The 13,464-nt window shown below is 65.6% G+C and carries 11 protein-coding genes and 7 tRNA genes; 12 read left to right on the forward strand and 6 right to left on the reverse strand.

The window, feature by feature from the left end:
* Positions 1-218 precede the first annotated feature (218 nt).
* The 9 genes from gltX to GD429_RS34435 all read left to right on the forward strand — a co-directional run bounded on the left by gltX (position 219) and on the right by GD429_RS34435 (position 3,611).
* Positions 219-1,628 carry a glutamate--tRNA ligase gene (gene gltX / locus GD429_RS34395; protein WP_152863918.1) on the forward strand — a complete coding sequence of 470 codons (1,410 nt, stop codon included), beginning with the start codon at positions 219-221 and terminating at the stop codon, positions 1,626-1,628.
* A gap of 128 nt (positions 1,629-1,756) precedes the next feature.
* Positions 1,757-1,832 (forward strand) — tRNA-Ala (locus GD429_RS34400).
* A gap of 140 nt (positions 1,833-1,972) precedes the next feature.
* A tRNA-Glu gene (locus GD429_RS34405) sits at positions 1,973-2,048 on the forward strand.
* A gap of 78 nt (positions 2,049-2,126) precedes the next feature.
* Positions 2,127-2,203: transfer RNA gene (locus GD429_RS34410), tRNA-Asp, on the forward strand.
* 63 nt (positions 2,204-2,266) lie between these two features.
* Positions 2,267-2,342: transfer RNA gene (locus GD429_RS34415), tRNA-Glu, on the forward strand.
* An 80-nt stretch (positions 2,343-2,422) separates the two neighbouring features.
* A tRNA-Asp gene (locus tag GD429_RS34420) sits at positions 2,423-2,499 on the forward strand.
* A gap of 65 nt (positions 2,500-2,564) precedes the next feature.
* Positions 2,565-2,640 (forward strand) — tRNA-Glu (locus tag GD429_RS34425).
* 73 nt (positions 2,641-2,713) lie between these two features.
* Positions 2,714-2,790: transfer RNA gene (locus tag GD429_RS34430), tRNA-Asp, on the forward strand.
* A 356-nt stretch (positions 2,791-3,146) separates the two neighbouring features.
* Entirely contained in the window at positions 3,147-3,611 is a 465-nt protein-coding gene (locus tag GD429_RS34435) for a GNAT family N-acetyltransferase (RefSeq protein WP_152863920.1), read from the forward strand.
* Positions 3,612-3,637: 26 nt separating this feature from the next.
* Here the strand turns inward: GD429_RS34435 and GD429_RS34440 are convergent, their stop codons facing one another.
* Positions 3,638-4,516, reverse strand: coding sequence for an AraC family transcriptional regulator (locus tag GD429_RS34440; protein WP_152863922.1), 879 nt, complete (start codon positions 4,514-4,516; stop codon positions 3,638-3,640).
* Between the two features lie 256 nt (positions 4,517-4,772).
* Here GD429_RS34440 and GD429_RS34445 point away from each other — a divergent pair, with 256 nt between their 5' ends.
* Entirely contained in the window at positions 4,773-5,186 is a 414-nt protein-coding gene (locus GD429_RS34445; protein WP_152863924.1) for a gamma-glutamylcyclotransferase, read from the forward strand.
* A 125-nt stretch (positions 5,187-5,311) separates the two neighbouring features.
* Here GD429_RS34445 and aceB read toward each other — a convergent pair whose 3' ends face one another.
* Both aceB and GD429_RS34455 read right to left on the reverse strand, forming a co-directional pair.
* Positions 5,312-6,904, reverse strand: a complete 1,593-nt coding sequence (gene aceB / locus GD429_RS34450; RefSeq protein WP_152863926.1) for a malate synthase A — start codon at positions 6,902-6,904, stop codon at positions 5,312-5,314.
* Positions 6,905-6,969: 65 nt separating this feature from the next.
* Positions 6,970-7,731 carry a haloacid dehalogenase type II gene (locus tag GD429_RS34455; RefSeq protein WP_152863928.1) on the reverse strand — a complete coding sequence of 254 codons (762 nt, stop codon included), beginning with the start codon at positions 7,729-7,731 and terminating at the stop codon, positions 6,970-6,972.
* 154 nt (positions 7,732-7,885) lie between these two features.
* On the opposite strand from GD429_RS34455, the gene GD429_RS34460 reads away from it, so the two are divergent.
* On the forward strand, positions 7,886-8,791 hold the full coding sequence (locus GD429_RS34460; RefSeq protein ID WP_152863930.1) for a LysR family transcriptional regulator: 906 nt from the start codon (positions 7,886-7,888) through the stop codon (positions 8,789-8,791).
* Between the two features lie 159 nt (positions 8,792-8,950).
* Positions 8,951-9,385, forward strand: coding sequence for a universal stress protein (locus GD429_RS34465; RefSeq protein WP_152863932.1), 435 nt, complete (start codon positions 8,951-8,953; stop codon positions 9,383-9,385).
* A 179-nt stretch (positions 9,386-9,564) separates the two neighbouring features.
* Here the strand turns inward: GD429_RS34465 and aceA are convergent, their stop codons facing one another.
* The 3 genes from aceA to GD429_RS34485 form a co-directional block, all read right to left on the reverse strand.
* Positions 9,565-10,872, reverse strand: coding sequence for an isocitrate lyase (gene aceA, locus GD429_RS34470; RefSeq protein ID WP_152863933.1), 1,308 nt, complete (start codon positions 10,870-10,872; stop codon positions 9,565-9,567).
* Positions 10,873-11,266: 394 nt separating this feature from the next.
* Complete coding sequence (locus tag GD429_RS34480) at positions 11,267-12,808, reverse strand: DEAD/DEAH box helicase (RefSeq protein ID WP_152863937.1); 1,542 nt, start codon at positions 12,806-12,808, stop codon at positions 11,267-11,269.
* A 359-nt stretch (positions 12,809-13,167) separates the two neighbouring features.
* The gene (locus GD429_RS34485; RefSeq protein WP_011352486.1) at positions 13,168-13,437 is read right to left on the reverse strand and encodes an acyl-CoA-binding protein; all 270 of its coding nucleotides are present in this window, start codon (positions 13,435-13,437) and stop codon (positions 13,168-13,170) included.
* Between the last annotated feature and the right edge of the window lie 27 nt (positions 13,438-13,464).

Below are 13,464 nucleotides of genomic sequence, written 5' to 3' on the forward strand. Positions count from 1 at the left end.
GCGGCCGCGCGGCAGGTTCCGTGCGACCGGCGCCGCGCCGGTTGGCGGCCGCGGCGCGCACATCATAAAGCAAGCGGTGCGCTTGGCGCGATGTCAGGCGCGAGTATAATTCCGGCTTCTTTCCCGTTCCGGGCGTCGCCGGCCCCGTTGCTGTCCGGGCTGCCGCGTCGATCCCGCGTCGAATCATTCATGCGCCCCAGGCGTTCGAGTTACCGTTTATGACCCGTCCTGTCCGTACCCGCTTCGCGCCGAGTCCCACCGGCTTCATCCACCTCGGCAACATCCGCTCCGCACTCTATCCGTGGGCGTTCGCCCGCAAGATGAACGGCACGTTCGTGCTGCGCATCGAGGATACCGACGTCGAGCGCTCGTCGCAGGAAGCGGTCGATGCGATCCTCGAGGGGATGCAGTGGCTCGGCCTGGATTTCGATGAAGGCCCGATCTACCAGATGCAGCGGATGGACCGCTATCGCGAGGTGCTCGCGCAGATGCTCGAGAAGGGCCTCGCGTACCCGTGCTACATGTCGGCCGAGGAACTCGACGCGCTGCGCGAACGCCAGCGTGAGGCCGGCCTGAAGCCGCGCTACGACGGCACGTGGCGTCCGGAGCCCGGCAAGGTGCTGCCCGAGCCGCCGGCAGGCGTGAAGCCCGTGCTGCGCTTCCGCAATCCGCTGACCGGCACGGTCGTGTGGGACGACGCCGTGAAGGGGCGCGTCGAGATCTCGAACGAGGAGCTCGACGACCTCGTGATCGCGCGCCCGGACGGCACGCCGATCTACAACTTCTGCGTAGTGGTGGACGACATGGACATGGGCATCACGCACGTGATCCGTGGCGACGACCACGTGAACAACACGCCGCGCCAGATCAACATCCTGAATGCGCTCGGCGGCGAGGCGCCCGTCTATGCGCACCTGCCGACCGTGCTGAACGAGCAGGGCGAGAAGATGAGCAAGCGGCATGGCGCGATGAGCGTGATGGCGTATCGCGATGCGGGCTTCCTGCCCGAAGCGGTCGTCAACTATCTCGCGCGCCTCGGCTGGTCGCACGGCGACGCGGAGATCTTCTCGCGCGAGCAGTTCGTCGAATGGTTCGATCTCGAGCATCTCGGCAAGTCGCCCGCGCAGTACGACCACAGCAAGCTGAGCTGGCTGAACGCGCATTACATCAAGGAAGCCGACAACGCGCGCCTCGCCGCGCTCGCGAAGCCGTTCCTCGACGCGCTCGGCATCGACGACGCGGTGATCGCGACGGGCCCGGCGCTCGACGCCGTGGTCGGCCTGATGAAGGATCGCGCGACGACGGTCAAGGAGATCGCGGAAGGCGCCGCGATGTTCTACCGCGTGCCGGCACCGGAAGCCGATGCGCTCGCGCAGCACGTGACCGATGCGGTGCGGCCCGCGCTGGCCGATCTCGTCGTCGCGCTGAAGGCGGCCGACTGGACGAAGGAGGCGGTGTCCGCTGCGCTGAAGGCGACGCTCGGCACGCACAAGCTGAAGATGCCGCAACTCGCGATGCCGGTGCGCCTGCTGGTGGCTGGTACGACGCACACGCCGTCGATCGATGCGGTGCTCGTGCTGTTCGGTCGCGACGTCGTGGTGTCGCGCATCGAGGCCGCGCTGGCCTGAGGTTCGTGCGTGAGCGAAGCTGTCCGCGCGTGAGATCGCGGTAGCTTCGCAAAAAATTTCGCTCGAATCGCAAAAAGGGTATTTACAAGTTCAAAGTCGGTCCATATAATCTCATTTCTGTTCTGCAAGGGGGTATAGCTCAGCTGGGAGAGCGCTTGCATGGCATGCAAGAGGTCAGCGGTTCGATCCCGCTTACCTCCACCAACAGAACAAATTGGATTGGTTTGCGAAGCAGTAGTGGTAGTAATAAATGCTTCACAGAATGATCTAAAGCAGTTAGAATTTCGGCCTTCGCTGTTGATGAGAAGTGAATAGCGAAAGTCAGACAGATCTGAAAAGATTATGTCCCCTTCGTCTAGAGGCCTAGGACATCACCCTTTCACGGTGAGTACAGGGGTTCGAATCCCCTAGGGGACGCCAGATTCAGCGGCGTTTCGTAGAAGTGTCGCGAGGCTTGCAGGAACGTAACCGACGTCCTGCAGGTTGGGTAAGGAAGTTGGAGCGGTAGTTCAGTCGGTTAGAATACCGGCCTGTCACGCCGGGGGTCGCGGGTTCGAGTCCCGTCCGCTCCGCCAGAACGAAGCCCGTTCAAGACGTTTTTGAGCGGGCTTTTGTATTAAAGATGTAAGCAGTACGTTGTCCCCTTCGTCTAGAGGCCTAGGACATCACCCTTTCACGGTGAGTACAGGGGTTCGAATCCCCTAGGGGACGCCAGATTCAGCGGCGTTTCATAAGAAGTGCCGCAACGCTTGCAGGAACGTGAACGATGTCCTGCAAGTGGGGTGAAGAAAGCTGGAGCGGTAGTTCAGTTGGTTAGAATACCGGCCTGTCACGCCGGGGGTCGCGGGTTCGAGCCCCGTCCGCTCCGCCAGAACGAAGCCCGTTCAAAGAACGTTTTTGAACGGGCTTTTGCATTAAGGATGTAAGCAGTACGTTGTCCCCTTCGTCTAGAGGCCTAGGACATCACCCTTTCACGGTGAGTACAGGGGTTCGAATCCCCTAGGGGACGCCAGATTTCGGCGTCGTTCGAACAAACGATGCGCCGGCAGGAAGCAACCGACGCCTGCCAGGCAAGCAGCAAGACTGGAGCGGTAGTTCAGTCGGTTAGAATACCGGCCTGTCACGCCGGGGGTCGCGGGTTCGAGTCCCGTCCGCTCCGCCAAACAAACGAAAGTGCCCGCCTTGTGCGGGCATTTTCGTTTGTGCGTTCGGTTGTTGCGCCCGTTCTCGGGCGCGTGGCCGCAGATCGGAGGAAGCCGCCTGCGCGGCTTCCGGCGGGACTCGAAGGGCTGCGCTTGCAAGCGCAGCCGCGGCCTGCGGGATGCAGGCGAGTCCCGTCCGCTCCGCCAGGAAATTGAAGAAGCCCGCCCTTGTGCGGGCTTCTTCATTTGCGTTTCCGGTTGCGTCCGTCGGGCACTCCGATCCGGGTATCGGGCGCCATATCGCTACGAGAAATTCGCGATTGCATCCGTGCGCGACTGCGCTATCGTGGCGGGATGCGTTCTTGACCCCTGCGCGATGCTCGATCCGACCGACCTGCGACTCCTGTATCAGCTCCGGCCCGCGGAGCCCGACGATTTCCCGTTTGCCGAAGCGCTGACGCACGGCAACATGGGCGGCTACTACAAGCGCCATGGGCTCGTGTGGCGCAGCGATCTGTTCTATGCGAGCTGGCGCGAATCCGAGAACTTCATCCTCGAAGCCGACGGCGAGCGCATCGGCGTGCTGCGCGTGACCGAGGAAGGCGACTCGCTGCATATCCGCGATGTCCAGATCGCGGCCGGCCATCGCGGGCAGGGCGCCGGCACCTACATGCTCGACATGTCGCACCGCTGGGCGCGTGCGCGCGGGCTGCACGAACTGCAGTTGCGCGTGTTCGTCGACAATCCCGCCGCGCGTCTCTACCTGCGCATGGGCTACCAGGTAGCCAGCCCGCGGCTCGCGCAACTCGGTGCGATCCGCCACATGGTGCGGCCGGTCTGAAGACCTGATGATCCGGAGCGCAGCGCTCAGCGGAAGGCGTCGATCGCGTCGTCGTCCGGCGTTTCATCGTCCGCAATGGGACCTTCCGCGCCGCGGTGCTCGTAGCCGCGCAGCATGAACGCGCGCGGGCTTTCGCCGAATGCACGGCGGAACATCGCCGAGAACGCGCTTTGGCTCTGGTAGCCGAGTTCGCGCGCGATATGCGACAGCGGGCGCCCCTGGTTCAGCAACGGGATCGCCCGCGCCAGCAGCGCCTGCTGGCGCCACTGCGAAAAGCTCACGCCCAGTTCCTGCTTGAAGAGCCGCGAAATCGTGCGCGTGCTCGCACCGACCTCGCTTGCCCAGTGTTCGAGCGATTCCGCATGCGCCGGTTGCGCGAGTACCGATTCGCACAGCGTGCGCAGCCGTTTCTCGTCGGGCATCGGCACCGCAAGCGGCAACGGCTCGGCATGGCTCAGCTCGTCGAGCACGAGCCCGCACAGCAGCCGCTCGCGCGCGGCGCTTAGGTCGCGCGCGTCGAGTGCGACGATCAGTTCACGCAGCAATCCCGTCACTTCGACGACGCGGCACGCGTCGAGCCCGTCCGGTACGATCGACTCGTCGATATACAGCGTGCGCAAATACGCTTCCTCGACGATCACGACCTCGTGCGTCACGTGCGGCGGCACCCAGATCGCGCGGGACGGCGGCACCATCCACGTCGTGCCGGTCGTCGCGACGCGCAGCACGCCGCGCGACGCGTACGCGAGCTGCGCCCACGCATGCGTGTGCAGCGGGATGCGGCGGCCGGCGTCGACTTGCCGCGCGCGCACGCGCATCGGATGGACGGCGGTCGGCGCGAATTCGGGCGGGATGTCGATGACGTCGTACGGGTTCGATGCGTCGGCTTGGGCGGGCGGATTCATGGACGGTTCGGGCGGCGCGGCGGCGATGTCGTTATTTTAGAAGGCGCCGCGCGAGCGCATGCGGCGGTTTGTCGGGCGATCATGCCGTGTTCAAATGAACTTTGTATGGGGCCGGGCGAATTCGGCGCGGCTGCCCGGGGCCGTGCGCTTGCCGGTCAGAACCATCGGGTCGATCCGGTGGTCTATCGATGCGTGCGCAATTTCGCACGAATCGCGCGCGAACACGGCAACACACGAATCGAAGAGGAGAACCACGATGCGCTACGTATTCGTCTACGGCACCCTGAGAGCCGGAGAAACCAACGACATCGGCCATGCGGCCGCACGGCATGGGATCGCCGCGCCGACGCTGCTTGGCGCGGTCGCGCTGCCGGGCGAACTGTACGATTTCGGCACCTATCCGGGGATGGTTGCCGGGCCGGCCGGCAAGTCGCTGGTCTGGGGCGACGTCTACGAGGTCGATGAGCGGCTCGTTCCCGTGCTCGACGAGATCGAGCGCGTCTATCCGGGCGTCGACACGCTGTTCAGGCAGGAAGAAGTGACCGTCGAACTCGGCGGACGCCAGTATGCATGCCTGTATTATCCGGTCGCCGCCCATGCGGCAGCCGGGCGTCCGCGCATCGCGTCGGGCGACTGGGTCCAGCACCGGCGCGAGCGGGAAGCCGCCTGAGCGTCCGCGCGGCAGTCGGTTTCGCCGCAAAGGAAAAGCGCCCCGCGGGGCGCTTTTTTCGTGCGGTCGTCGCGTGCGACCGGCGACGGCACGTGGCCGGCCGACGGTCGCGGCGGGCCGCTTCGTCAGATTTCCTCGTACAGCGGCAGCGTCAGGAATTCGGTGAAGCCTTCCGACGTCGACATCTGCTCGAAGATCGCCGCGGCGCGCTCGTACGGCTGCGTGTTGCCGCCGACCGAACGCTTCACGTTGTCGAGCTCGACCTTCGTGTATTCGCGCACGAGTTCGGCCGTGACCTTGCGGCCGTCGTCGAGCACGCCCTTCGGCGAGCGGATCCACTGCCACACCTGCGAGCGGGAAATCTCGGCGGTGGCCGCGTCTTCCATCAGGTTGTGGATCGGCACGCAGCCGTTGCCGTCGAGCCATGCACCGAGGTAGTGGATGCCGACGTTGATGTTGTTGCGCAGGCCGGCTTCGGTGATCGGCGCTTCAGGCTGGAAGTCGAGCAGGTTCTTGCCTTCGACCTGAACGTCGTCGCGCTGCTTCGCGATCTGGTTCGGCTGGTCGCCGAGCACCTTGACGAACTCTTCCATCGCGATCGGCACGAGGCCCGGGTGCGCAACCCAGCCGCCGTCGTAGCCGTCGGTCGCGTCGCGCTGCTTGTCCGAGCGCACGCCGCCCATCGCCTTGTCGTTCGCTTCCGGATCATTCTTGATCGGGATCAGCGCGCTCATCCCGCCGATCGCCGGCGCGTTGCGCTTGTGGCAGGTCTTCAGCAGCAGCAGCGCGTACGCGCGCATGAACGGCACCGTCATCGTGATCTTCGAACGGTCGGCGAGGCAGAAATCGCGGTCGCTCTTGAACTTCTTGATCGCCGAGAAGATGTAGTCCCAGCGGCCGGCGTTCAGGCCCGAGCTGTGCTCGCGCAGTTCGTACAGGATCTCGTCCATCTCGAACGCGGCGAGGATCGTCTCGATCAGCACCGTCGCGCGGATCGTGCCGCGCGGCACGCCGACCGCTTCCTGCGCGGCGACGAAGATATCGTTCCACAGGCGCGCCTCGAGATGGCTTTCCATCTTCGGCAGGTAGAAGTACGGGCCCGAGCCGCGCGCGAGCAGCTCCTTCGCGTTGTGGAACAGGAACAGCGCGAAATCGAAGATGCCGCCGGACACACGCTGGCCGTCGACCGTCACGTGCTTCTCGTCGAGGTGCCAGCCGCGCGGCCGCACGATCAGCGTCGCGACCTTGTCGTTCAACCGGTACGACTTGCCGTTCTGCTCGAGCGAGATCGTGCGGCGAATCGCGTCCTTCAGGTTGATCTGGCCGTCGATCTGGTTCGTCCAGCTCGGCGCATTCGAATCCTCGAAGTCCGTCATGTACGAATCGGCGCCCGAGTTCAGCGCGTTGATGATCATCTTGCGCTCGACGGGGCCTGTGATCTCGACGCGGCGGCATTGCAGGTCGGCCGGCAGCGGCGCGACCTTCCAGTCGCCTTCGCGGATCGCGCTGGTATCGGCCAGGAAGTCCGGGCGCTCGCCCGCGTCGAGGCGTTTCGTGCGCTCGGCGCGCGCCTGCAGCAGCGCCTGGCGGCGCGGTTCGAACGCGCGGTGCAGCGCTGCGACGAGTGCGAGCGCATCGGGCGTCAGGATCGCTTCGTAACCCGGCTTGATTTCGCCGGTGATCGTCATGCCTTGCGGCAGCGTGATCGGGGTGCTCATGAGTCTCATCTCCTTGGTCGGTCAGTTGCGGTTTCGGTGAAGGGGGAAGGCGGCAGCTGCGAGCGTCATGCACCCGGGCCGGGGCGCGTGCGGTTTGCGTGTCTGCCGGACGGAGCCGGGGTGGCGAGGAATGCGAGCAGGTCGGCCATGCCGGTGCCCGTGCCGTCGGGCGGCGCGCCGAGTTCCTCGGCGGGCGCGCCGGTGCGGTTGAGCCAGAACGTCGTGTAGCCGAACCAGGCGGCACCGGCGACGTCCCACGCGTTAGACGACACGAACACGATGCCGCGCGGGCTCGGCCCGAACGCGGCGGTGCCGAGCGCGTAGACGGCCGGACTCGGCTTGTAGGCGCGCACGGTGTCGGCCGACAGCACGCGATCGAACAGCCCGGACATGCCGGCGCTCTTGATCGCGATGTCGAGCATCTGCGGGTTGCCGTTCGACAGGATCGCGAGCGGCGGGCGCGGCTCGAGCCCGCGCAGCTTGCGCAGCGCGGGCACCGTATCGGGATAGGTGGACAGGCACGCGTATTCGTCCATCAGCCGTTTCTCGGCCGCGCTGTTCAGCGCGAGGCCAAGCGCGCGCGCGGCGAACCGCAGCGCGTCGAGCGTGATGTCCCGGAACGGGCGATAGCGGGCGCCGGCCGGATCGGCGAGCGTGCGCAGTTGCGAGTATTCGATTTGCTTGCGTCGCCACAGCTGCGACAACCGTTCCCCGTGACCGGGAAACATCTGCTCTGCCGCGGCCACGACCGCATGCACGTCAAACAACGTGCCGAATGCGTCGAAGAGGATTGCGTCGGGAGAGGAGAGTGTCGTTGTGGCCGACATAGCCTTGCGCTCCAGTTTCAGAGGTCGGGTCGATTCTATTCGTGATCGTAGATACTTAAAAAGACGCTAATCATCACTTGATCTTTTACTTTCATATACCTAATCTTGAGCGGCTTAAGCTATTTGAAGGGCGGCGGTGCCGTCCCTGCGAGTCATGGACCGGTTCAAACAGATCGAAACGTTCGCCGCGGTCGCGGCGAAGGGCAGCCTGTCGGCGGCCGCGCACGCGGAAGGCGTCGCGCCGGCGATCATCGGCCGCCGCCTCGACGCGCTCGAGGAGCGGCTCGGCGTCAAGCTGCTGGTGCGCACGACGCGCAAGCTGACGCTGACGTTCGAGGGGTCGGCATTCCTCGAGGATTGCCAGCGGGTCATCAACGACATGCAGAACGCCGAGGCGAGCGTGTCCGCCGGCGGCGTCAAGGCGAGCGGCCACCTGCGCATTTCCGCGCCGGCCGGCTTTGGCCGGCGGCACGTCGCGCCGCTCGTGCCCGAGTTCAGCGGCGGGCATCCGGACGTGTCGGTCACGCTCGACCTGTCCGACCGGATGGTCGACCTCGTCAACGAGGGGTTCGATTGCGCGGTGCGGCTCGGCGAGCTGCCCGACTCGTCGCTGGTGTCGCTGAAGCTTGGCGAGAATCGCCGCGTGTGCGTCGCGTCTCCCGCGTATCTCGCGCGGCGCGGCACGCCGGCCACGCTCGCGGAACTGGCGCGGCACAACTGTCTCGCGCTTGCGGCGAACGCTAACCAGCAACGCGGCTGGGCGTTCCAGGAGGACGACAAGGTCGTGTCGATCCGCGTGAACGGCACGATGGAATGCTCGGACGGCGCGGTGCTGCACGAGTGGTGTCTCGCCGGCCACGGCCTGGCATGGCGCTCGTGGTGGGAGGTCGGCGAGGACATCGCGGCCGGCCGGCTCGTCAGCGTGCTCGACGCATTCGCCGCGCCGCCGATCGGCATCCACGCGGTGTTTCCGCAGCGCCGCCACCTGCCGCTGCGCGTGCGCCTGTTTCTCGATTACCTGAAGCACACGTACGAGCGGCCCGGTTATTGGGGCGCGTAGACCGCGCGTGCCCGCGCGTTTCCGATATGAGGACGAACCCGCTGCCGGTGCCGGTTGCGCGGTTTCGCACACTACAATCGTAGGAGACATGACCGACGCGTGGCGGCCGGCTCGGACGGGATCGCGGCGCGCGGAGTGCGATTGACGAAGGAGGGCGCGATGTTCCGGCACATCCTCGTTCCAACCGACGGTTCCGAACTGTCGCAAAAGGCGATCGACGGCGCGATCGACCTGGCTCGCGCGGTCGGCGCGCGCGTGACGGCCTACGCGTGCCTGCCGCAGTATCCGTACTCGCCGTTTTCCGAAGTGATCATCGAGCCGCCCGCCGATTTCCGTGCGCGCAGCGAGCGCGAGGCGCGCGCGCACCTCGACGAGGTCGAATCGGCCGCGAAGGCGGCCGGCGTCGTATGCGACACGTGGACCAGCGTGCATCCGTCGCCGTATCTCGGCATCATCGAGGCGGCCGAACGCGGTGGCTGCGACGTGATCTTCATGGCGTCCCACGGACGCCGCGGGCTCGGCAGCCTGCTGATCGGCAGCGAGACGCAGCGTGTGCTGACCCATACGAAAATTCCGGTGATCGTCTATCGATAGAGCGGTGCCTGCTGTTGCGGCCGAGCGGGCGGCAGCAGGATCGGCACCGCAGAAAAAGGGCGCGCCGGACGAAAGCCGGCGCGCGTCGTTGCGGCGGCCGGTCGCGCGATTTGCATCGCGCGCCTGCCGTCTCCTCCCTGATTTTTGTCTTGTTGCCGAAGTCGTGGCGCCTGCGCGCGTTACGCGACCTTCTTGCCGTCGAAGAACTGTTCGTCTTCGGTCGAGCCGTGCAGCGCGGTCGTCGATGCTTCGCGCTCGACCGTCTGCGTCACCGCGTCGAAGTAGCCGGTGCCGACTTCACGCTGATGCTTGACGGCCGTGAAGCCCTTGTCGGCTGCCGCGAACTCGGCCTGCTGCAGTTCGACGAACGCGCTCATCTGCGTGCGGGCATAGCCGTGCGCGAGGTTGAACATCGAGTAGTTCAGCGCATGGAAGCCGGCCAGCGTGATGAACTGGAACTTGTAGCCCATCGCGCCGAGTTCCTTCTGGAACTTCGCGATCGTCGCGTCGTCGAGGTTCTTCTTCCAGTTGAACGACGGCGAGCAGTTGTACGACAGCAGCTTGCCCGGGAACTGCTTGTGGATCGCTTCCGCGAACTTCTTCGCGTACTCGAGATCCGGCTTGCCCGTTTCGCACCAGATCAGGTCGGCATGCGGCGCGTACGCGAGACCGCGCGAGATCGCCTGCTCGAGGCCCGGCTTCGTGCGGAAGAAGCCTTCCACCGTGCGCTCGCCCGTCAGGAACGGCTTGTCGTTGTCGTCGACGTCGGACGTGATCAGGTCGGCCGCTTCCGCGTCGGTACGTGCGACCAGCACCGTCGGCGTGCCCATCACGTCGGCCGCGAGACGTGCGGCCGACAGCTTCGCGACGGCTTCGCGCGTCGGCACGAGCACCTTGCCGCCCATGTGGCCGCACTTCTTCACCGAAGCGAGCTGGTCCTCGAAGTGAACGCCCGATGCGCCTGCCTCGATCATCGCCTTCATCAGTTCGAACGCGTTCAGCACACCGCCGAAACCGGCTTCCGCGTCGGCCACGATCGGCGCGAAGAAGTCGACATAACCTTCGTCGCCCGGGTTCTTGCCTTCCGACCACTGGATCTGGTCGGCGCGCGTCAGCGTGTTGTTGATGCGCTTCACGACGAGCGGCACCGAGTTCGCCGGGTACAGCGACTGGTCCGGGTACATTTCGCCCGCGACGTTCGCGTCGCCGGCCACTTGCCAGCCGGACAGGTAGATGGCCTTCAGGCCGGCCTTCACCTGCTGCATCGCCTGGTTGCCGGTCAGCGCGCCGAGTGCGTTGACGAACGGCTCGTTGTTGATGAGGCTCCACAGCTTTTCCGCGCCGCGCTTGGCCAGCGTGTGCTCGATCGGGATCGAGCCGCGCAGGCGAACGACGTCCTCGGCCGAGTAGCCGCGCTTGATGCCCTTCCAGCGCGGATCAGTTTCCCATTGCTTTTGCAGTTCCTGTGCCTGTTGCTGACGCGACATGATGAGCTCCTTGATGCGGTGTGTTGCCTAATGGGTCGAATCTGACGGTGCGGATGCTGTTCTCGAAGCGGGAAGCGGTGCGTTCCGTTTCGTGAAGTCTTGTATAAGAGTCTAGGCAAATCGACGGGAACGAAACAGGGGCAGTCTCAGGAAGTGTGTAAATTTTTAGTTGTTTTAAATCAATGATTTGAATTTGTTATTTCGGGATAAGAAATGCTCTTTCCCATCCTGCAATCGTATGGGTTGTGCCACGCAACATGATTTTTTACGACGCAAAAAAATTTTCCGCATCGTGAAATGTGTGTCGGGGCGAAAAAAACCGGCGCAGGTGCGCCGGTCGGCTGGATTGGCGGGACGGCCATCCGTGGGGCGGCCAGCGGCCGCCCGTGCGTGCTTACGACGCGGAATTGCTGCGGCGCGGGCCGCTGCTGCGCTGGCCGTCGCGACGCGGGCCGCCGTCGCGGCTGCCGCTCGGCTTGCCGCTCCAGCCGCCGCCATTGCCGCCGCCGTAGCTGCGGCCGTTGCCGCCATTGCCGCTGCCCGGCTTGCCGCCGAAACGCCGGCCGCCGCCGTTACCGCCGCCCGGACGGCCGCGGCCGCCGTTGCCGCCGCGCGGGGGCGCCGACTTGCGCGGCTCGAAGCCTTCGATCACGTTGACCGGCAGCGGCGAGCGCACGAAACGCTCGATGCGCTTGAGCGCGCCCTGTTCCGCGTGGTGCACGAGGCTCACCGCGGTACCCGAACGGCCCGCACGGCCCGTACGGCCGATGCGGTGCACGTAGTCTTCCGCGAACTTCGGCAGGTCGTAGTTGAACACGTGCGTGATGCCCGGGATGTCGATACCGCGTGCCGCGACGTCGGTCGCGACCAGCACGCGCACGCGGCGCTCGCGCAGCGCACGGATCGTGCGGTTACGCGCGCCCTGCGGCAGGTCGCCGTGCAGCGCGGCCGATTCGAAGCCTGCGTCGGCGAGACGGCCGGCGAGCTGGTCGGCGTCGATCTTGGTCGCCGTGAAGATGATCGCCTGGTCGAGCGCGTCGTCGCGCAGCAGGTGATCGAGCAGGCGATCCTTGTGGTCGCGGTCGTCGACGTAGTGCACGGTCTGCGCGATGTTCGCGCGCGACTCGAGGCGCTGCTGGATCTCGATGCGCTCGGGATCCTTCAGCAGGCGGCTCGTCAGCGAACCGATCTTGCCGTCGAGCGTGGCCGAGAACAGCATCGTCTGGCGCGTCGCGGGCGTCGCGGCGACGATCGTTTCGATATCGTCGATGAAGCCCATGTCGAGCATGCGGTCGGCTTCGTCGAGCACGAGCATCTTCAGCTCGGACAGGTCGATGCGGCCGCGCTCGAGGTGGTCGAGCAGGCGGCCCGGCGTGGCGACCAGGATTTCGGGGTTCTTCGCGAGCAGCATCAGCTGCTGGCCGTAGGCGACGCCGCCGAGGATGCTGACGGTGCGCAGGCGCTTCAGGTGCTTGCCGTAGGTCGATGCGGCCGTGGTGACCTGCATCGCGAGTTCACGGGTCGGCGTCAGCACGAGCAGGCCCGGGCGCGCGACGGGTTGCGGGCGGCGCGCGCGGCGGTCGCCCTGGTTCGGTTCGCGCGGCGCGCGCGGTTGCTGCGCCAGCGTCTTCTGGAGCTGCGCGAAGCGTTCGATCGCGGGCAGCATGAAGGCGGCCGTCTTGCCCGAACCGGTCGGGCTCGACACCAGCAGGTCGCGGCCGGCGATGCCGGCCGGAATCGCGCGCTGCTGGACCGGCGTCGGCTTCACATAGCCGGCGGCCTGCAGCGCGGAGACGATCTCCGGCGACAACCCGAGCGACGCGAAGCTCGGCTCGTCCGACGCCGGTTCGACCGCGGCCGGTACGGCGGCGTCGTCGAGACCGAGCGCCTGGTCGGCGATCGCGTTGAGCGGGCTGGAGTTGATGCTCGAAGTCATAACAATCCTTGAAACACAGTGGGTGAAACGTCGGCGCCAATCGCGCATACCCAAGTCGTCGGATTCAGCGAGCAAATCGGGAAACGGGTGCAATCCGCCGAACAGTCGGCGGATGAGGCATTAGAAGCTGTTTTGGGTGCGGCGCGCTTCAGGAGCGGGGCCGCCAGCCTGATAAGTGACGACCGCGAGGGTCGAAGCAGGAGGGGACAGGTTCTAAACCGGATTGGAGCTTAACGCTACGAGGCGTCGGGCCGGAACGGCATGCGAGCCGAGCGCGGGGGTGACGCAGGCCGTATTATAAAGAGATTTGCTGCGCTGCGCCACTGATTTGATTGCCTATTGCGAAGGGCGTGGTTCGGTCAGGAAGCCGTGCCGTTTTTCAGCGATTCGACGAGTTCGATGTATTGCTGCTTCGCGGCATCCTGCGACGTGCCCTTCAGTGCATCCCATGCGTCGTACTTGTATTTGCCGACGATGTCGGTGAAGCCCGGCTTGTCGCCGTGCGCGTCGCCGTCGGTCGCCTGCTTGAAGAGCGCGTACAGGCGCAGCAGGGTCAGGTTGCCCGGCCGTTCCGTCAGTTGCTTGACGTCGATCTGGGCCTGGTCGAATTGGGCGGTGAGTTCGCTCATCGGGTGTCTCCGTAAGGGTTTCAGGTC

This window comes from Burkholderia sp. BE17, from assembly GCF_009362305.1.
In the GTDB taxonomy this organism is placed as follows: Bacteria; Pseudomonadota; Gammaproteobacteria; order Burkholderiales; family Burkholderiaceae; genus Burkholderia; species Burkholderia pyrrocinia_C.

Bases quoted from the DNA above. Each gene is read 5' to 3' on its own strand.
- GD429_RS34480 (WP_152863937.1), bottom strand. From the start codon at position 12,808: ATGACTTCGAGCATCAACTCCAGCCCGCTCAACGCGATCGCCGACCAG.
- GD429_RS34435 (WP_152863920.1), top strand. From the start codon at position 3,147: ATGCTCGATCCGACCGACCTGCGACTCCTGTATCAGCTCCGGCCCGCG.
- GD429_RS34445 (WP_152863924.1), top strand. From the start codon at position 4,773: ATGCGCTACGTATTCGTCTACGGCACCCTGAGAGCCGGAGAAACCAAC.
- GD429_RS34460 (WP_152863930.1), top strand. From the start codon at position 7,886: ATGGACCGGTTCAAACAGATCGAAACGTTCGCCGCGGTCGCGGCGAAG.
- aceB (WP_152863926.1), bottom strand. From the start codon at position 6,904: ATGAGCACCCCGATCACGCTGCCGCAAGGCATGACGATCACCGGCGAA.
- GD429_RS34440 (WP_152863922.1), bottom strand. From the start codon at position 4,516: ATGAATCCGCCCGCCCAAGCCGACGCATCGAACCCGTACGACGTCATC.
- GD429_RS34485 (WP_011352486.1), bottom strand. From the start codon at position 13,437: ATGAGCGAACTCACCGCCCAATTCGACCAGGCCCAGATCGACGTCAAG.
- gltX (WP_152863918.1), top strand. From the start codon at position 219: ATGACCCGTCCTGTCCGTACCCGCTTCGCGCCGAGTCCCACCGGCTTC.
- GD429_RS34455 (WP_152863928.1), bottom strand. From the start codon at position 7,731: ATGTCGGCCACAACGACACTCTCCTCTCCCGACGCAATCCTCTTCGAC.
- aceA (WP_152863933.1), bottom strand. From the start codon at position 10,872: ATGTCGCGTCAGCAACAGGCACAGGAACTGCAAAAGCAATGGGAAACT.
- GD429_RS34465 (WP_152863932.1), top strand. From the start codon at position 8,951: ATGTTCCGGCACATCCTCGTTCCAACCGACGGTTCCGAACTGTCGCAA.